The following is a 19499-nucleotide window of genomic DNA, read 5'->3' as shown; positions in this document are numbered from 1 at the left end:
ATAAAATATAACTATTTATCGTACCCTGGGTTTTGAACCAGTTTTGCATTACGGTTCATCTCATCGCGGCTGAACGGACGGAAGTACATCTTGTCGACCCATGTGCGGTTTTCGTGGGATTTCTCCTCTACCGGCGTATAAGTGTAGTCGTACACAGAAGTGTCATAGTGATATGGTTCCTTCATCGACTTACCGGGTTTGAACTTACCGATTACGTTAATATACTGCAACGGACGGCCCAACGTTGTTTGCGCAATCATCCAGCGGCGGGCATCGTGGTAGCGTTGCTCTTCGTAAGCCATTTCAATCCGTTTTTCGTGTCGGTAAGCATCTCTCAGAGCCGCTCCTGACGCTTTCACTGCGGGCATCCCTGCACGGAAACGGATTTTGTTCAACCATTCCAATGCAATGGCCTCGTCGCCCACTTCGATGCTCGCTTCGATATAGTTGAAAACAAGCTCCGTAGTACGAATAAACGGCCATGGAATATTCTGACGGTCGGTGTTATCGTACAATGAAGGGTTTGGATCGATGAACTTGCGCATGTAGTAACCCGTGCGGCTTCCGTTCCAGTCTTCGATGCTGCTGCTGCGGGTATCCAGCCCTTTGCGGTTGATTAACGCTCCCTTGTCATCCAGCAAATCATAAGCTCCGGTCTGTATCTGGTTGGCAGGGTCTTTTGCATCCGAAGGACGTGGTTTCCACGTTGCACCGTCATACATGATGGTTGCGTATAAACGTGGGTCGCGGTTTACGTAAGGGCTCGCTTTGTGAGTAGGGTTGGTCCATGAGAACGCTGTTCCGTCCATCATTTGGTAATCATCTACCAGCGTTCCGATCGGCGTGTTACCTGCCCAGTTGTGATAGCCGTTAGGCCCATTGTTCAAACCGGTCTGACGGGCACCTTCATTTTGGCTGGCTGTAAAGAAACGGCCGAAGATAATCTCGCTGGCAGCGGAAGCGTCTAAGGTTTTGTCAGCGCTGGCTCCGGCCATTGCCATAGAAATGTAGTTGATCTTACCTTGCTCCGCCGTAGCAGGAGCTGTCAGATTTAGCTTATAGCCACCACCGCTTGCATCCAATGCAACCTTCGCAGCAGCTTGTGCAGCCTGCCAGCGCGCCTTGCGGTCGCCGGAAGGATAACCCAGGAATTCAGGGTTCGTGAAAGCAGCGAGCACTGCCGATTTTGCTTTGGCAGTAGGGACATCGTACAGATCGCTGGCTGCGTAAAGTAATACACGTGATTTCAATGCCAATGCAGCTGCTTTTGTTGCCCGGCCTTTTGCCAATGTTTTCCCATCCAGCAAAAGTGCAGCACTGTCGGCGTCGCTTATGATCTGCTTGATACATTCATCGAACGTATTGCGTGGAACGGAGTAGTCTTCGTTCAATGCAAATACTTTCTTGATGATAGGCACGGCACCATAATAGCGTACCAGCTGCTGATAGTAGTAAGCACGCATGAAGTAAGACTCCCCTTTCAATCGGGCCTTCAGTGCGTCGTCGGTCATAGACGACGTCCCCAGGTTAGCAAGAGCGATGTTGGAAGCACGGATGTACTGATACATCTGGCTCCAACCATAGGTAGCATCCACCCAACCGAGGTTGGATGGGCTTAAACTGCCTTCGTTTACAGTGTTGATGTTCCGGCCGGTATGGGTAAATACGGCTTCATCTGTAAGCGATGCAAGCATTTGCTCGCTGAAACCGCCCTGCTGCAAACCGGCATAAATACCCGTAACAAAACCTTCCGCCAATGCGCCGTCCTTCCAGACTTCCTCGGTTGGGATTTCAGTAGGAGGTGTTACGTCAAGGAAATCAGTGTCGCACGATGACAAACCTCCCGCCATCAGTGCAGCAACCAACAAAATTTTATATTTCAATTTCATATTTCTTTTTCGTTAAAATGCTACACGTACACCTGCGCTGAGAACCCTTGCTTGCGGATAGTACTGGCCGCTGGTGGTAGTCGCCTCGGGATCCCAAACTTTGATCTTATCGAAAGTCAGGAAGTTCAATCCGTTCACGTAAATGCGGAAGCTGCTCATGCCGATTTTTGAACCAATTTCCGAAGGCAGGTTATAACCAATCTCTACATTTTTCAAACGCAGGTAATTGTTGCTTTTCAGGAAGTAGTTGTTGATACCGGCCTGACCTGTGTTGGTGTAGTAACGGTTGTTACGGTTGGTCAAACGTGGGTATTTGTCGGTCGGATTGTCGATCGTCCAGCGGTGGTCGTAGTCGTATTTCAAATAATTACCAATGTCGCCGGATTCTGTCAGACCTACAATTTGAAGCCCTCCCAATGTACCCTGGAACAACATCGACAGGTCGAACTGCTTGTAACCCAGATTGATCGAAGCACCGCCTGTAAACCATGGGCGTTGTACTTTTTCGGAACGGATACGGTCGTCACCATTGATCTTATTATCGCCGTTCACATCCTTGAACTTCATGTCGCCCGGGCGCAGGTTACCGGTAATCGGGCTGTAATCGATCTTGTTCGCATCGATTTCCTCCTGACTTTTGAATGCACCGTCAAACTGATACACGAGGAATGAGTTGAAGGGCATTCCGGTAGTTCTCTGATAAGAAGGTGCGCCTGGCGTTTCATCCCAATACTTGATCTTGTTTTTGGCATAACCACCGTTCACGCTCACAGAATAAGAGAAATCTCCGGCATTGCCATCATAGCTAACCTTGAATTCCCATCCCTTGTTTTGCAGTTTCCCAAGGTTTTGAGGTGGAAGTTTTCCGTCGATACCTGCGCTGGAAGGTGTAGAACCAGCTTTTGGAATAAGCGTTTTAGAACGGTTGTTTACGAAATAGTCAAACTCGAATGCCAGCTTGTCGTTGAACAAGGTACCTTCAATACCAAAGTTGATGTTGTTGGCAACCTCCCAGGTAAAATTAGGGTTGACCACCCGGCTTTCAAGCAATGTTTTTGCCACCTGATCATTGATAATGTAGCTTCCAAAACCCATCGTAGACAAATACTGATATTCAGCCAGCGTCTCTGTATTCAGGAAGTAAGGTTCGGCACCCATTTGACCCCATGAACCGCGCAATTTCACATTGTTCACGTAGCGGGAAATGCTGTTTTTCCAGAAACCTTCTTCCGAAACACGCCATCCTGCTGATACGCCCGGAAAGAAACCGAACCGGCCTTGTTTCGGGAAAATATAAGAACCATCCACACGCCATAGAAACTCAGCGAGGTATTTCTCCTTGAAGTTGTAACCAGCGCGACCAAAGTAGCTCAAACGTGCACGCTTGTAAAGATCGCCATTGTTCGTACCCGAGTTACCGATATTTTGCTCAGGCGTACCACCTGCAAAAAGCTGGTCTACAACAGGCGAGATATAGTAGCGACGGAATGCAAAGAAACCATCTGCATCCACTTTTTCACGCTGAGCACCTGCCATCACATTGAAGTTGTGGCCATCAATGGATTTTTCATATGAAATCTGACCTGTCAGCTGAACAGACAATTCCTGCGCAGAAGTCTCTGTCAGACGCGGATCTTTAAACGTCGAACGCACTGTTCCTGTGAGGAAAGGAGTTTTACCGTCTGCTTCATAAGTTTTCTTATCCCAGAAATACAATGTCCAAGGTGTTTCAAAGTTCTTCACACGACGTAGCTGCTTATCGATTGCCGCCATCGCATTGATTTTCAGACCTGGTACACCTGGCACCTGGATTTCCAGACCACCGTTCGTTTGAATATAATCCCTTTTGTCGTTGTTGTAACCCGTGGTATTAGTTGTAATAACCGCAGGATTCTGTCCGTTCTCGATATCAGGACCCGGACGTCCGTCCGGCCAAATGGCGATCTCGGTTGGTTTACCGCGCATCAGCATACGGAAGATTGCTCCCGCCCCGTTACCACCACTTGGGAAGTGACGGAATTCCTCACGCAATGTAATACCCAGGTTGGCAGTGATATACTTGTTAATCTTTGTGTCAAGATTGACGCGCATATCATATTGCTTGTATCCCGTTGCCGAATTCACATAATAGCCATCCTGATTGATGTGGCCGATCGAAGCGAGATATTTGATATTTTCGCTACCACCTGTCAATTGCAGATTATGACGCTGCTGAGGTGCCCAGTTCCGGATGACAGAGCCATACCAGTCGGTATTGGGATGCAGGAAAGGATCGGAGCCATCGGAGAATTTTTTCATGTCGTCGGGACTGAAAACCGCTGCGATCACGTTTCCATTGTCTTTTCTCGTGTAAGAACCGGTTGAATTGAAACCTTGTAATGCACCTTGCCACTCGCCTACCGGCAGGTTATCATAAATTTGCAGTTCGTTACGGATTGTAGCGTATTCTGCAGCATTAGACATTTCAGGTGTACGGGTTGGTTGTGATATACCCAGGTTCAGGTCATAAGAGATCTGAGGTTTACCCGATTTACCGCGTTTGGTGGTGATGAGGATAACCCCGTTACCTGCACGTGAACCATAGATTGCCGCAGCCGCATCTTTAAGTACTGAAATACTTTCGATATCGGCAGGGTTGATACGGTCCAAACCGCCTGAACGGTTGGGAACACCATCCACAACGATCAGCGCATTACTGTTACCCAGCGAGTTGGTACCGCGGATACGGATCGCCGAACCATCATAACCGGGCTCACCGCTGGATTGAACAGCAGAAATACCTGGCAGACGTCCACCAAGGGTATTGGATAAGTTGGCAGCTGGCGCCTTTTGAAGCTCAGTACCTTTCACAGCCGTTACCGAACCAGTAAGCGTAGCTTTTTTCGCAGTACCATAACCTACCACCACCACTTCTTCAAGTGCTTTGGTATCGGCAAGAAGGGTCACATCGACGGCGCTTTTGCCACCTATCGATATTTCCTGTGTAAGATATCCGATAAATGAAAATACCAGCGTGCTGTTTCTTTCAGCGTTAACTGTATAAATCCCCTCATTGTCGGTCACTGTACCTGCGGTTGTGCCCTTCACGACAACGCTCACACCAGGCAGCGGTTGTCCCTGTTCATCTTTGATCTTACCCTTGATGCTGTTCTGGGCGAATGCGCCCACGACGGTCACCAGCGCGAGACAAAGAGAAAAAACACTTCGTGATACAGCACGAGGCGTCCATCCAGTAGAAAATCTCATAGATTAATAGTTAGATTTAAAATGTTGTAGTAAGAATGTTTGCTTAACCGTATAAGCACGGAACGTAAAGTCGGACAGTGATTTCCATTCCGAAAATCTGCCGCGGCGGATTAGTAAGAGTGTAGCTTGGAGAATTTTTTACATAGGGTAGTTTGAGGCGTTAGGGTGGTTACTTCCATCGATCAGAGTTCAGGATCTCAAACAGTGTATATCATACACAATTACATGCGGATACTCCATTAGTTTGTAGGAGAAGTACCATTGGGTTTGTTATACTCGTTTGATTGTACAAAAAGATATTAATTTTTTAACAAAAAAAAGGTTTCCCGTTTAATGAATATGCATTCTTAAAAAATAACAATAAATTATGGCACTCAGCCAACATTTTCTAGCATTAGTTACATATAAGTTACAATTATTCATTCTTTTATACACAATTATCACCGAATTCCCATTTCTTGCTATATTCGTAGACCGGTTCAGTTACAAAATCCCTACCTATATCGAATGAAGTTCCGCTTACTCTCCCTTCTGTTTATTTGCTATCTGTGTGGGTGTAAAAAAGAGTCCTCGCCGGACGAATACAACGCCAAAGCGGCCGATCCACAATTATTCCATGAAACAGCGACGTATCTCACAGATGTCATTATCCATGATATATTCAAGCCGCCGGTCGCAAGCCGCATTTATGGATATTCGTTTCTTGCTGCCTACGAAGCAATATCGCCCGGGCACCAAGAGTACCAATCACTTGGAAATCAATTAATTAAATTCAAAACTCCGCCTCGGCCAGACACTACTCTTGCCTATTGCTTCCCCCTTGCAAGCATCAAGGCATTCACCGTAGTGGCGCGCACGCTCACCTTTTCCGGTAAAATGTGGGACGACTATGAAAAGGGACTTTTCAAGAAATACCTGGAAATGGGAATTCCTGAGGACGTATACGAACGCTCTATCGCATACGGTGATACGGTAGCGAAGCATGTAATGGCTTATGCGGCCAAGGACCACTACAAGGAAATACGCGGTTATCGCTATACGGTGACCAACAAACCCGGCACATGGGTACCTACTCCACCGGCTTACGCCGACGCCTGCGAACCTATGTGGAATACCGTTAGGACTTTCGCCCTCGATTCTGTGACGCAGTTTCGCTGCCCGACCCCTGCAAAATACGATCTGGCGAAAGACAGCAAGTTTATGCAGCTCGCAATGGAAGTTTATAATACGGGTAAAACCCTGACCGAAGATCAGAAAGCCACGGCCTACTTCTGGGACGACAATGCTTTTGTGACCAATGTGGTAGGCCACGCGATGTTTGCTAATAAAAAAATGACGCCGGCCGGTCACTGGATGGCTATCATCAGAACGGTATCGCTCGACAAAAAGCTGGATCTAATGCAGTCGATAGAAGCATATACGCTGGGTGCGCTCTCGATTTACGACGCTTTTATTTCCTGCTGGGACGAAAAGTACCGTAGCGTGCGCATCAGGCCGGAAACGGTGATCAACAATAATTGGGACCCTAACTGGAGGCCTTTCCTTGAAACGCCTGCATTCCCCGAATACGTGAGCGGCCACAGCTCTATTTCGGCCGCATGCGGCACAGTGCTCACACATTTGATCGGACATAATGTGGCCTTCACAGACTCGACCGAAAAAAAATACGGACACGGTGTGAAATCCTTTAAGTCTTTTGAAGAGGCATATTGGGATGCCTCCATCAGCCGGGTATACGGTGGCATTCATTACCGCGACGGCGTCGAGGAAGGCACGCATTTAGGTCAGAAAGTGGGCGAAAACGTTTGGCAAAAAGCGATCACCCGCAAAAGCAGGAATAGGCTCGCTCAAAGCACAAAACCCTGAGCTTACACGTGATCAGCATTATAATGAAGCCCGATGTTCTCGCGTCGGGCCATGGCCATTTTAATGATCAGATACGAAACCGAGATCATATTCCGCAGCTCGCATATCGCCACCGACACTTTGGATTCACGATAAAGATCCTCATGCTCCTGATGAAGCAGTTCCAAACGGTTGTAAGCCCGTTTCAAACGGCGGTCGGTGCGAACGATGCCGACATAGTTGGACATAATGCTGTTCAGCTCGCGGGTCATTTCGGTCACGAGCACCTGCTCTTCCGGATGCGTCGTGCCCGAGTCGTCCCATTCCGGGATGTTTTCGGGGATAACAGCATCTTTAAAATTGGCGACTGTACTTTCATAGGCGCGATGCCCAAAAACAACAGCTTCGAGCAGTGAGTTGGAAGCCAGGCGATTGGAACCGTGCAATCCGGTGCAGGAGCATTCGCCTACGGCATAGAGAAATTCAATATTGGTCTTGCCCCATTCAGTCACGCGCACACCTCCGCACATGTAATGTTGCGCAGGCACGACGGGAATCATGTCCTTGCGCACATCGATACCCTGTTGCAGGCAGTATTCCGTGATGTTTGGGAAATGCTCTAAAAACTTTTCGTAATCGCAATGGCGAACGTCGAGATAGACGTGATCTACCCCGTTTTTCTTCATTTCAGAGTCAATAGCGCGTGCTACGATGTCGCGGGGAGCGAGGGAAAGACGGCTGTCATAGTTTTCCATGAATGTGCTGCCGTCGGCCCTTTTTAATATACCCCCAAAACCGCGCACTGCTTCCGAAATCAGGAAAGAAGGCTTTTGACCGGGTTGATGGAAGCTGGTAGGATGGAACTGGATGAATTCCATATTATCGCAAATGCCTTTGGCGCGGTAGGCCATGGCAATGCCGTCGCCGGTCGCGATTGTTGGATTGGTAGTGCTTTGGTAAATGTTTCCGATGCCGCCCGTCGCCAGTAAGGTCGTTTTGGCTAAAAACTTTTCTACCTCGCCCGTCTGTCTGTTGAGCACATAGGACCCGAAGCATTTGATGTCCTCGCGATAGCGGTATACGGTTTCGCCCAGATGGTGCTGGGTGATCAGTTCGACTGCGTAATAATGGGTAAAAATCTGAATGCTTTTGTGCCGGTTCACTTCTTCCAGCAATGCCCGCTCGATTTCCGCTCCGGTGATGTCTTTGAAATGCAAAATGCGGTGATCAGAATGCCCTCCTTCTTTAGCCAGGTCATATTCTCCGCCCTTTTCCCTATCGAAGCGGGTTCCGTAGTCGATCAGCTCCTGAATGCGCTCGGGTGCCTCACGTACAACAATTTCAACAATATGCCTTTTGTTGACCTCATCCCCCGCATCCATCGTATCCTGAATATGCTTTTCGAACGAGTCGGACTCCGCCCAAACGACCGCAATGCCTCCCTGGGCATATTTGGTGTTGGTTTCATCGGCCTGCACCTTCGTGATCACGGCGATGGAAACTTCCTGTTTCAGTTCATCAAAATGGCGGGCTAATTTGGCTGCGTAGCTAAGTCCGGCAATTCCCGAACCGATAATCAGAAAATCAAACTGGGGCATAATTTCAGGGATAGGGATTTAAATCGGGTGTCAGATGCCTTTGCTCAGTTCCAGCATTCTCGCTACGGAATCATAAGCTTTCAGGCGGATGTCTTCGGGCACAAAGATCTCCGGCTGCTCGTAATACAGCGCATTGTAGACCTTTTCAAGGGTATTCATTTTCATATAAGGGCATTCAGAGCAAGCACACGTATTATTGTCGGAACCCGGTGCAGGGATCAGCTTCTTGTCCGGCACCGATTGTTTCATTTTATGCAGGATGCCGGCTTCCGTTGCAACGATAAACTTGTCGTGCGGTGATTCCTTCACGAATTTCAAAAGGCCGGTCGTCGAACTCACGTAATCCGCCTGTTTCAGAATATCCTCTTTACATTCCGGGTGGGCGATCAGCAACGCATCCGGGTTTTCTTCCCGCAATTGCGCCAATTTCTCCCTTGAAATATCGATATGTACAATACAGGCTCCATCCCAAAGCACCATGTCGCGGCCGGTTTTGTGGGCTACATAACGGCCCAGGTTCGCATCGGGCGCGAAGATGATCTTCTGATCTTTTGGCAAACTTTCAACAATATGCAACGCATTCGACGATGTGCAAACGATGTCCGTCAATGCTTTGATCTCCGCCGAGCAGTTGATATAGCTGATCACGATATGATCGGGATATTGTGCTTTAAACGCCGCGAACTTGTCGGCAGGCGCCGAATCGGCCAGGGAGCAGCCCGCATTCAGATCCGGGATCACCACCTTTTTATGAGGGCTCAAAACCTTGGCGGTTTCGCCCATAAAATGCACGCCGCAGAAAACGATCATGTCGGCGTCGGTAGCGGCCGCCTGCTGAGAAAGCCCGAGACTATCGCCGATGTAATCGGCCAGGTCCTGGATTTCCGCGTCCACATAATAATGCGCCAGGATTACCGCATTCTTTTCTTTTTTCAGGCGGTTGATCTCCGCAACGAGATCGATATCTTCTGCAATAGCCTCCGTCACATATCCGTAGCGGTTAACCTGCGCTTCAATTGTAGTCATTATGGTGAATAATTGGCTTTTATTTAATACTAAAATCCATGCCGAATTTACGATATTAAACCAATGAAAAGCAAAGAAAGTGCGGCCACTGCCCTAAAACGAAAGCCGCCGGAACGGGTCCCGGCGGCTTTCGACTATTTGTATCACTTAATATCCTACAATATCCAGCGGAAGAATGCATACAGCGTACCCGACAGCACCATGGTCACCGGCAATGTCAACACCCAGGCGATCACAATGTTACGAATAGTGCCCCCCTGAAGGTTTTTCACCCCTTTGCTCGCCACCATCGAACCGGCAATACCCGACGACAAAACGTGGGTTGTACTTACTGGAAGTCCCAAATAAGACGACACTCCAATGGTACTTGCCGCCACAAGCTCAGCCGAAGCACCTTGTGCGTAGGTTAAATGCTGCTTACCGATCTTCTCACCGATCGTTACCACGATACGTTTCCAGCCTACCATTGTCCCGAGACCAAGCGAAAGCGAAATCATCAGGATAACCCAGTCAGGGGCGTAGTCGGTGTATCTTCTGATACCGGATTCACTACCTGATTGTTTTTTCAGGAATGCAAAGTCGGCCGAATTGAGATTTGCCTGGCCATTGTCCAAAATGGTTTTTGTATTTCGGCTGATAAGCAGCAGTGAGCGACGTGCGTTCATACGCTCTTCTTTCGGGAGACGGTGCTCAGGAAGTGGATGGTTGATCTGCGCCTTTAATGTTACTATTTCCTTTTTGATGGTGTGCAGATTATGACGATCGGAGATGGAAAGGCGGGTCGAATCGATGCGGCCAATGGCCTGCTCGATACCGACAAGATCGGTTCTCATTTCGATCGGGTCTTTCGAGTTATCCAATGCGAAATGCGCCGGAACAATACCGATGAGGATCAGCATCACAAGGCCCACGCCTTTCTGACCGTCGTTGGAACCGTGGAAAAAACTAACGAGTGTACAGGTGGTGATCAAAATAGCGCGGATCCAGAGTGGCGGCGCTTCATTTTTCTTAGGCTCGCTGAAAACAACCTCGCGAAGCTGCTTGGACAACGATCTTCTCAAAATGAACATGATAATGATTGCCAGCGCGAAACCGAAGATCGGCGAACTCAGGAGCGACATAAAAAGCTCTTCCGCCTTCGACCAGTTGACGCCGGTTCCTTGTGTATTCTCAGGCATTAATGTAAATGCAAGACCCACGCCCAAAATGGAACCGATGAGCGTATGTGAGCTCGAACTTGGCAATCCGAAGTACCAGGTTCCAAGGTTCCAGATAATAGCGCTGAACAGTAATGCGAACACCATCGCCGCGCTATGATAAACATTCTGATCGATCAGCAGCTCGACGGGCAGCAGGTTTACAATACCCATGGCTACAGCGATACCTCCGAAGAACACGCCGCAGAAGTTCATAAAACCCGACCAGATCACCGCGATGTTCGGTTTGAGGGAATTGGTATAAATAACAGTTGCAACGGCGTTGGCGGTATCGTGAAAACCGTTGACAAACTCAAATGCGCAGGCCGCTAAAATACTAAACGCGAGGAGGATAAAAATGTCGGTTTCGAGACCAAACATAACAGAAGTTGATAGGTTGAAATACTGACGCAAAACTACTTATAATCACCCGATGCAATGTTAAGAAATCATTAAGCCGGGTTTGCTTCTGTTGTTTCTTTGTTAGCCAGCTGCCCGCAAGCCGCATCGATGTCCTTTCCACGGCTCCTCCTCACGTGTACCGAAACACCCCTGTCTTCCAGGAATGCGGCAAATTTATCCAATCTATCGGCCTCGGTATTTTTAAAATCGGCTTCCGCGATCGGATTGTACTCGATGATGTTCACCCTTGCCGGAACGCGCTTGGTAAACTCCCAAAGCTCTTTCGCATCCTGCAACGTATCATTGAAATTATTGAAAACAATGTATTCGAAGGTGATGCGGTTACCGGTCTTCTTATAAAAATAGTTCAATGCCTCGGCCAGGTTATCCAGCGAATTCGACTCATTGATCGGCATGATCTGGTTCCGTTTTTCGTCATTAGCCGCATGCAGCGACAATGCCAGCCTAAACCGTACCTCGTCATCACCCAACTTTTTAATCATCTTCGCAATGCCGGCCGTCGAAACGGTAATGCGCCTCGGCGACATATCGAGGCCTTCCGGGGAAGTAATGTATTCGATAGATTGAAGCACATTCGCATAATTCAGCAACGGCTCGCCCATTCCCATATATACAATGTTGGTCAGCGGCGCATTGAACGTCGTTTCGGCCTGGCGCGCGATGGCCACTACCTGGTCGTAAATTTCACCGGCTTCGAGGTTGCGCTTGCGGTCCATGTAGCCCGTCGCGCAGAACTTGCAGGTCAGCGAGCAGCCTACCTGGCTGCTTACGCAGGCCGTCATGCGGTCGGTGGCGGGAATAAGCACGCCCTCCACGAGGTTGCCGTCGAAAAGTTTGAATGCGGATTTGATCGTGCCGTCGTTGCTGTGCTGCTTCTTGGCGACATCGAGTGAGTGAATCAGGAAATGCTCATTCATCAGCTGCCGTGTGGCGAGCGAGAGGTTGGTCATTTCATCGAATGAATGGGCTGATTTTTTCCAGATCCATTCATATATCTGTTTTGCCCTGAAAGCCTTCTCCCCGTGTTCGGTCATCCAGGTTTTGATCTGGTCGACATTTAGTTTACGGATGTCCTGCTTTTGCTGTATCGTGGTCATTTTCTGCTATAATCTGTCAAACACACAGGGCATTCAACTGTAATTTTCTGCAAAGGTACTGAAAGTCAATGATGAAAGTTTAACCCGGACAGAAATTCGAAAGTTCAATTTTCGAGATAATCACGTTTCCAGTCGCGGATAATGTCGGTGCCCTGGGGCATTAATGATAATGCTTTGGTGATTACCGTGGGGGCAACGGGCACTACGAGCGGGTAAAGATAAGTATCCTCGGTTCGGTGCGCGGGTATTTTCACGCCAATGGCATCCACCAACCAGAAAAACACGCTGATCCCGAAAACCCAAGTAAAAACGCCTACCATAGCGCCCGCAAAACTGTCGAAAGTACCCAAAATAGAATACCTGAGCGACCGCCGGATGGTGTAGCCGAATTGGTTCAAAAGAAAAATAGTAGGAAAGAAAATTGCCGAAAAACCCACATAAGGCAGGATCTTCCGCGCGACGCCCTCGCTAAAATACGGCGTGAGGACCTCCATCCCCAGGCCCAAAAATTTGAAACCCAAAACCATGGCTACCACCATGCCCAAAATGCCGATAATCTCGATCAGCAGGCCTTTGCGGTAGCCATGTAATGCGCCCCATAGCAGGGGAAGAAGGATGAGAACATCCAGTAATTTCATGCGAGCAATGCCTTCACCAATGCGGAAACAACACGCCCTTCGGCCTGTCCGGCCAGTTCTTTGGTAGCAACGCCCATTACTTTGCCCATGTCGGAAGGGCCGGAAGCTCCCACGCGGGCGATGATTTCCTGCAATTTCGTTTTCACTTCGTCCTCGCTCAGTTGCTTCGGCAGAAATTGTTCGATCACAGCCAGTTCAGCCTCTTCTTTCTCCAGCAAATCCGGGCGGCCCTGTGTTTTGTAAATATCAGCCGATTCCCGGCGCTGCTTGGCCGCTTTGGTCAGTAATTTTAATTCGTCCTCAGCCGAAAGCTCTCCACTGGCGCCGCCTTTGGTCTCTTCCAGCAAAATAAGCGACTTAATCGCGCGCAAAGCACGTAATGTATCCTGATCCTTAGCACGCATCGCGTCCTTAATGCCTGATTCTACTTGGGTTTTTAGTGACATTGGTAATTAATTTTGAATGATTGAATGATTGAATGTCAGAATTTTGAATGAGTGAATGAGTCGCCGGAGCGATGTCAGAATTTGAATAAGTCAATGTGTGCCCGACCGCCGGAGCCATGAATGAATGTTATCGTCAAGCGTTACCATTCGGTTATTTGTTGTGATTAAATTGATCTAGGCCTAAATTTAGCTGTGCAAGTGTTTTTAGTAGACTCAAATGCTAAATTTGTAACTGAGCGGCAAAGTTAATGATTCACCCGAAAACTCAGTTCAAACACTCAACCATTCGGTTCCCCCGTTCCCCGACAACCCGTTAAGAAGTCATTCAAAATTCATTCACACATTCACACAATAGCAGCATCCAGTCATTCAATCATTCAGTCATTCAACATTACACATCCATGACCCGTCTAAGCGTAAACATTAACAAGATCGCCACCCTTCGCAACTCCCGTGGTGGTGACAATCCTAATGTATTGAAAGTTGCGCTGGACTGCGAGCGTTTTGGTGCGCAGGGCATCACAGTGCATCCCCGGCCCGACGAGCGGCATATTCGCTACCAGGATGTGTACGATCTCCGCGAATTCGTAACTACCGAGTTCAATATCGAAGGCAACCCGTCGGAAAAAAAATTTGTGGAGCTTGTGCTGGCTAACAAACCCGACCAGGTAACCCTCGTTCCCGATGCACTAGGAGCCATTACTTCCAATGCTGGCTGGGACACCATCACCCACCGCACGCAACTGACCGACCTGGTGGGCATATTCAAATCCGCCGGAATCCGTGTTTCGGTTTTTGTAGATCCCGATGAAGAAATGGTGGAAGGTGCCAAAATCTGCGGCGCCGACCGCGTTGAGCTTTATACCGAACCATTCGCGGCAGGCTACTTCGAAAACCGCCAGAAAGCGGTGCTCCCTTTTGTAAAAGCTGCCGAAAAAGCGCGTGAAGTGGGCTTGGGCCTCAACGCCGGCCACGACCTCAGCCTCGACAACCTACATTTTCTCAAACAAAGCATCCCCTGGATGGACGAAGTTTCCATCGGCCATGCGTTGATCTGCGATGCATTATATATAGGATTGGAAAATACGATCCAGATGTATTTGCGGGAATTGGAGTTGTGAAATGTGCAATGGCGAAATGGCACATTGCCCCGAGTGCTGTACGTTACTGTCACCCTTCGACTACGCTCAGGGTGACAGTAACGGTTTCACTAGGCATCCAATCACCACCCCGTCCGATATTCTCTTTTGACAAACTGATTCGCCACATCGAAATTCGTAATTTTCATATTTGCCCCATCCCACAGCAACCGCTGGCGGCCCGGGAATGTGTAGCCTTTACCATCGGCCTTAGCCTCTCGGTGCAAATAGGAGCGCACTGCTAAATTTCCCATAAGAACAATCTCCGTCAATGGCCCCGCCTGATCGAACGACGAGCTGGTATAAGCCCCATATCCCTTTTTACAGGCTTGTACAAACTGCTGCTGATGTCCTTCCCATCCACCCGGCACCAATGCACGCGGCTTGGTGCCGATCCGGACGTTCTCAAATTTCTTTTCCGGCCAGAGCCTTGGGTTCTCCCCAAACATTTCAGCACTGATAATACCTTTTGTTCCAATGAATAATATCCCCCCGTCGACACTGCCGAAAACGGTTTTATAATCGCAGCCATCCGGCAATTGCGGACGCATTCCGCCGTCGTACCAGTTGAAACTGATTTCCTTTCCTGGTGTTTTTGAGGCGAATTTTAAATGGATATTGGCCGAAGGCGGACAGAGATCGTCGAAGAATGCCTGTTGAAAGAAATCCGCATAAACCGAGCCCACACTGCATTCGACGGAAGTCGGGTAACCTAATTTCAGCGCACGGAATGGTACGTCGATGAAGTGACAGCCCATGTCGCCCAGTGCGCCCGTACCGAAATCCCAGTAACCACGCCAGCGGAACGGCATGTAGGCTTCGTGGTAGTCACGTTTGGGGGCAGTGCCGAGCCACAGGTCCCAGTCTACGCCGGAGGGAACGGGCTGAGACTCGCCTTTGTCTTTGGGAGATTTGACGCCTTGCGGCCAAACGGGCCGGTCCGTCCACACTTCGATGGTATGCACATCGCCGATGGCGCCGGATTGTACCAGCGCTTCCGTATTGCGGGTGCCATCGCTGCTGCTGCCCTGGTTGCCCATTTGGGTTACTACCTTGTATTTTTTAGCGGCCTCAGTTAGTTTTCTGGCTTCCCAGATGTCTTTTGTCAGAGGTTTTTCAACATACACATGCTTTCCCAACTCCATTGCGGCGATCGCGATCGGGTAATGCATGTGATCGGGCGTGGTGACGAGTACAGCATCGAAATTCTTAGCTTCCTTCTCGAACATCTTACGGAAGTCCTTATAATAAGGTGCATTGGGAAATTGCTTGCGGTACTTTTCGGATTGGCGGTCATCGACATCACACAGCGCGACGATATTTTCTGTACCGTTGTTAAAGGCTTGCCGGATATTCACATCCGCTTTGCCGCCACAGCCAACGGCAGCGATATTGAGCTTGTCGCTCGGAGGAATAAAACCACGCCCCAGCACATGGCGGGGAACGATCATGAAACTGCCAGCCGCCAATGCGCCGGTTTTCATAAAATCCCTTCTTTTGATAGATTTTCCGGATACCTTCTCCTGCTCCATATTTGTGTGATCGTTTGTTGAAAACTATGGTGTCAAGAAAAAAGGCATCCGGCTTCAAAGCCTACTATCGGCGTCCGAACGTTTCTGCGATCTTCATTGCCACGCCCATATCGCCATCTATTTTAAGCTTCCCGGTCATAAGCGCCATCATGGCATTCAGATCGCCGTCAATGAGTTTCAATGCGTTTTTAACCGACACTTCGAATATGCAATCTGCTTCCGCATCGGTATTCGAAACGCTGTTCGGTACCGATTTGCCATCGATGAACAGGACACCCTCGTCGGTCACAAATTTGACCGTGGCATCCAGTCCGCTATCAGTTCCAAGGATATTTGCAATGCGGTCAGTCAGGATTTGAAGGCTCATAAGTACCGTTTGTTAGAGAATTTGAGTTTTATTGGATTAAAAAACGACAAATGTATGCCCGCTGGAAGAATATTCAAATGCCTTTGGTGTTTTCACCGAAAACCGCAAATTTTACATCCATCATCAGACAATCTGCTGATCGTTACTAACTGAAAGAGTGCTGCTGTGAATCGCCCCACGTTCCTTACCATTTTGTGTTTTCTTACCTTCATGAGTGCCGTTTCAGGGCTTTGGACCCAGTCCGAAAGACTCTGGAACCCCGGCATTACCGCCGACAAAACGCGCGAAACGTTTGAAGCCGTCCGTGAAAACCTCGACCGCCAGCAACAAACCGCCGAGGCCAAAACCATGGACAGGATGTTCGAAGCGGTGATTGAGCAAACTACCGCCGAAAATATCAAAACCGGCGCCATCATCATGCTTATTTTTGAGTCACTGTCATTGTATGCGGCTTATCTGATGTGGAATCTCCAGAGACGGGGATATTACCTCTACCTGGGTGGCATAGCCGTCGCATTTGCGGCCCCGTTATTGATGATCGGTGGCTGGATGGGCGTCATCACAGCCATGGCAGGTGTTTTTTTTAGCATCTTTATGGCTATCCTGTACGCTTTCAATCTGAAACACATGTATTAAAGCCTTGAATGCCCCTTCTTGTTCGCTCTGATGCGCCGCGCAACGCTCGGATGTTGCCAATAATTGTAAATAGGAGTGTAAGGCCTTGCATTCCATCAAGAAAACTTTTTATTTTGCGCACTAATTTGAATCGAGAAAATGGCTTTAATTAACAAAATCAGAGAAAAATCCGGGATAGCCGTTACGGTTATCGCTATCAGTTTAATTCTTTTTATGGTTGGAGGCGATTTGCTGGGCCCTAATTCCCTCTTGGGCGGCAACGACAACCAGACTGTGGGAGAGATTGCCGGGAAAGAAATTAATATCAAAGATTTTCAAAGCCGGGTAGACGGGTTCCGCCAGAATTACGAGGCACAGTCGGGTCGCAGCCTGAATGAAGGCGAACTGGCTTCGCTGAGAGATCAGGCGTGGAACCAATTCGTGGTGGACATTGCTTACAAAAAGCAATACGATAAACTGGGACTGAACGTAACCGACGAAGAACTGTACGATATGGTGCAGGGCAACCACATCAGCCCATCGATTCTGCAAGCTTTTTCAGATCCGACCACTGGCCGTTTCGACAAGAATGCGGTGATCAACTACCTGAAAAACCTCAAGACACTTCCCCTGGAACAACAAAAATCGTGGGAAAACTTCGAGAACAGCCTTCGGGAAGAACGTACCCGCGCGAAATATGAAAATATGCTTCGCCTTTCGACGTACATTCCGAAAGCACAATCTGAAAAAGAGTACATAGCGCAAAATACCAAAGCCAACCTGCGTTACCTTTATGTACCTTATTTCTCGGTTGTAGATACTACCATTAAAGTAACAGATGCGCAGCTCGAAGAATACCTTGGGGCGCACAAAAAAGAATATAAAGGAACCGATACCCGCTCAATCGAGTACGTAACGTTCCCGGTTCAGCCTGCGAAAGACGACAGCGCTGCGTTGTACAACGAGATCAAAGAACTCGCACGCGGCCTTGCTACCGCACAAAGCGACTCAGCATTCGCTGCGATGAACAGCGACATTCCTACACCGATCAACCAGTCGTACGCTACCATGACCGACCAGTTGAAAGAAGCTGTAAAAACATTCGTTCCGGGTGGTGTTTACGGACCTTACCGTGAAGGCAATACCTATTATATCTACAAATACGGCGGAACCCGTGCTGATTCCGTGTACTCGGCAAAAGCGAGCCACATCCTGATCCGTGCGGAAAACCAGTCGGACTCTGCGAAAACTGCCGCTCGCACGAAAGCAGAAGGCATTCTTGCACAAATTAAAGCAGGCGCTAACTTCGAAGCGCTGGCGGCAACATCCAGCGCTGACCCTGGTTCGGCACAGCGTGGCGGTGATGTGGGTTACTTCCAGAACAACGGGGCGATGGTAAAGCCATTTGAAGAAGCTGTTTTCTCGGCATCTGCCCCTGGTCTGATCCCACGTCTGGTAGAAAGCCAGTTTGGATTTCACATCATTAAAGTAACTGCCCCGAAAACAAACACGTTGTACCGCATCGCGACAATCGGTAAAACGATCGCGCCAAGCCAGGCAACCCGCGACGAGGCTTACAGAAAAGCGGATGAGTTTGCCAACACGGTAAAAAGCCGCGAACAATTCGAAGAAGCTGTTAAGAAGAACAAAGCGTTGGTTCTGGCGAATGCAAACCGCATTCCTGAATCGGCAACGAATATCAATGCTATCCAGAATGCACGTGAAATCGTAAGATGGGCATTCAAAGACGACACTAAAACGTCAAACGTATCACCTGTTTTTGAAACAGAAGAACAATATGTAGTAGCGGTATTGACCGGCAAATCGGACGCGAAAGATGTGAAGGTGGATGATTTCCGCGACGAGCTGACTACCAAAGTCCGTAACCAGATTAAAGCAGAGCAAATCACTGCTAAGCTCAAAGGCGCCACCGGATCACTCGAAGATATCGCCAAAAAATATGGTGCTGGTGCATTGGTTGAATCCGCTAACGACATTTCTCTTGCCACAGGCTTCCTGACCAGCGCTGGTTTCGATCCTATCGCGCTTGGAAAAGCATTCGGTTTGAAGGCAGGTCAGAAATCGGGTGTGTTCACCGGTGAAAACGGTGTGTTTGTGGTGGAACTGATCAACAAAACCGACGCTCCGAAAATAGCAGACTTTACACAGTACAAAACACAACTGACCCAGTCACTGGAAAGCCGTATGTCTTACCTGGTAAACGAGGCCATTCGTGAGAACGCCAAAATCGAAGATCACCGCGCGAAATTCTTCTGATCGACTTCAGTAAAAATCTCAGCAAAAAAGAGGAGCAGAAATTAAATCTGCTCCTCTTTTTATTTGTACTGCAAAATTTTCCGAAAAAAGTGATAGTATTGCAGTATGAAATGTCAATCCTACACTTATTAATTAATAAAGGAGAAAAGGGAGGATTGAAGAAGG

At 48.6% G+C, this 19499-nt stretch carries 14 protein-coding genes; 4 read left to right on the top strand and 10 right to left on the bottom strand.

Going from position 1 to position 19499, the window contains the following annotated elements; translation table 11 throughout:
* Positions 1-11 precede the first annotated feature (11 nt).
* Together LZD49_RS29400 and LZD49_RS29395 are read right to left on the bottom strand one after the other, a co-directional pair.
* Positions 12-1889 (bottom strand): RagB/SusD family nutrient uptake outer membrane protein, encoded by a 1878-nt coding sequence (locus tag LZD49_RS29400; RefSeq protein ID WP_234671535.1) that lies wholly within the window; start codon positions 1887-1889, stop codon positions 12-14.
* 12 nt (positions 1890-1901) lie between these two features.
* Positions 1902-5135, bottom strand: coding sequence for a TonB-dependent receptor (locus LZD49_RS29395; RefSeq protein WP_234671534.1), 3234 nt, complete (start codon positions 5133-5135; stop codon positions 1902-1904).
* Positions 5136-5642: 507 nt separating this feature from the next.
* On the opposite strand from LZD49_RS29395, the gene LZD49_RS29390 reads away from it, so the two are divergent.
* Positions 5643-7001 carry a vanadium-dependent haloperoxidase gene (locus LZD49_RS29390; protein WP_234671533.1) on the top strand — a complete coding sequence of 453 codons (1359 nt, stop codon included), beginning with the start codon at positions 5643-5645 and terminating at the stop codon, positions 6999-7001.
* A gap of 2 nt (positions 7002-7003) precedes the next feature.
* On the opposite strand, the gene nadB is transcribed toward LZD49_RS29390, so the two are convergent.
* The 6 genes from nadB to LZD49_RS29360 form a co-directional block, all read right to left on the bottom strand.
* Complete coding sequence (nadB, locus tag LZD49_RS29385) at positions 7004-8578, bottom strand: L-aspartate oxidase (RefSeq protein WP_234671531.1); 1575 nt, start codon at positions 8576-8578, stop codon at positions 7004-7006.
* 30 nt (positions 8579-8608) lie between these two features.
* Positions 8609-9604 (bottom strand): quinolinate synthase NadA, encoded by a 996-nt coding sequence (nadA, locus tag LZD49_RS29380; RefSeq protein ID WP_234671530.1) that lies wholly within the window; start codon positions 9602-9604, stop codon positions 8609-8611.
* A gap of 155 nt (positions 9605-9759) precedes the next feature.
* Positions 9760-11181 (bottom strand): inorganic phosphate transporter, encoded by a 1422-nt coding sequence (locus tag LZD49_RS29375; RefSeq protein ID WP_234671527.1) that lies wholly within the window; start codon positions 11179-11181, stop codon positions 9760-9762.
* Positions 11182-11252: 71 nt separating this feature from the next.
* Positions 11253-12320: a 23S rRNA (adenine(2503)-C(2))-methyltransferase RlmN gene (rlmN, locus tag LZD49_RS29370; RefSeq protein WP_234671526.1), complete on the bottom strand. Its 1068-nt coding sequence runs from the start codon at positions 12318-12320 to the stop codon at positions 11253-11255.
* A gap of 104 nt (positions 12321-12424) precedes the next feature.
* Positions 12425-12958, bottom strand: a complete 534-nt coding sequence (locus tag LZD49_RS29365; RefSeq protein ID WP_234671525.1) for a CvpA family protein — start codon at positions 12956-12958, stop codon at positions 12425-12427.
* Complete coding sequence (locus LZD49_RS29360; RefSeq protein ID WP_234671524.1) at positions 12955-13404, bottom strand: GatB/YqeY domain-containing protein; 450 nt, start codon at positions 13402-13404, stop codon at positions 12955-12957. The genes LZD49_RS29365 and LZD49_RS29360 overlap by 4 nt, the downstream gene beginning before the upstream one ends.
* 401 nt (positions 13405-13805) lie before the next feature.
* Between LZD49_RS29360 and LZD49_RS29355 the strand changes: the two genes are divergently transcribed.
* Positions 13806-14525, top strand: coding sequence for a pyridoxine 5'-phosphate synthase (locus LZD49_RS29355; RefSeq protein ID WP_234671523.1), 720 nt, complete (start codon positions 13806-13808; stop codon positions 14523-14525).
* Positions 14526-14626: 101 nt separating this feature from the next.
* Here LZD49_RS29355 and LZD49_RS29350 read toward each other — a convergent pair whose 3' ends face one another.
* Both LZD49_RS29350 and LZD49_RS29345 read right to left on the bottom strand, forming a co-directional pair.
* Positions 14627-16075: a Gfo/Idh/MocA family protein gene (locus LZD49_RS29350; protein ID WP_234671522.1), complete on the bottom strand. Its 1449-nt coding sequence runs from the start codon at positions 16073-16075 to the stop codon at positions 14627-14629.
* A gap of 64 nt (positions 16076-16139) precedes the next feature.
* The gene (locus LZD49_RS29345; RefSeq protein WP_234671521.1) at positions 16140-16442 is read right to left on the bottom strand and encodes an SCP2 sterol-binding domain-containing protein; all 303 of its coding nucleotides are present in this window, start codon (positions 16440-16442) and stop codon (positions 16140-16142) included.
* 210 nt (positions 16443-16652) lie between these two features.
* Between LZD49_RS29345 and LZD49_RS29340 the strand changes: the two genes are divergently transcribed.
* A complete protein-coding gene (locus LZD49_RS29340; RefSeq protein WP_234671520.1) occupies positions 16653-17078 on the top strand; it encodes a hypothetical protein in 426 nt (141 codons plus the stop codon).
* 138 nt (positions 17079-17216) lie between these two features.
* Positions 17217-19334: a peptidylprolyl isomerase gene (locus LZD49_RS29335; RefSeq protein ID WP_234671519.1), complete on the top strand. Its 2118-nt coding sequence runs from the start codon at positions 17217-17219 to the stop codon at positions 19332-19334.
* The last annotated feature ends 165 nt before the right edge of the window (positions 19335-19499 follow it).

This window comes from Dyadobacter sp. CY261 (assembly GCF_021440085.1).
Classification (GTDB): domain Bacteria; phylum Bacteroidota; class Bacteroidia; order Cytophagales; family Spirosomataceae; genus Dyadobacter.
Note: the sequence above shows the minus strand (reverse complement) of the source record. Positions and strands in the feature narration are given on the sequence as shown.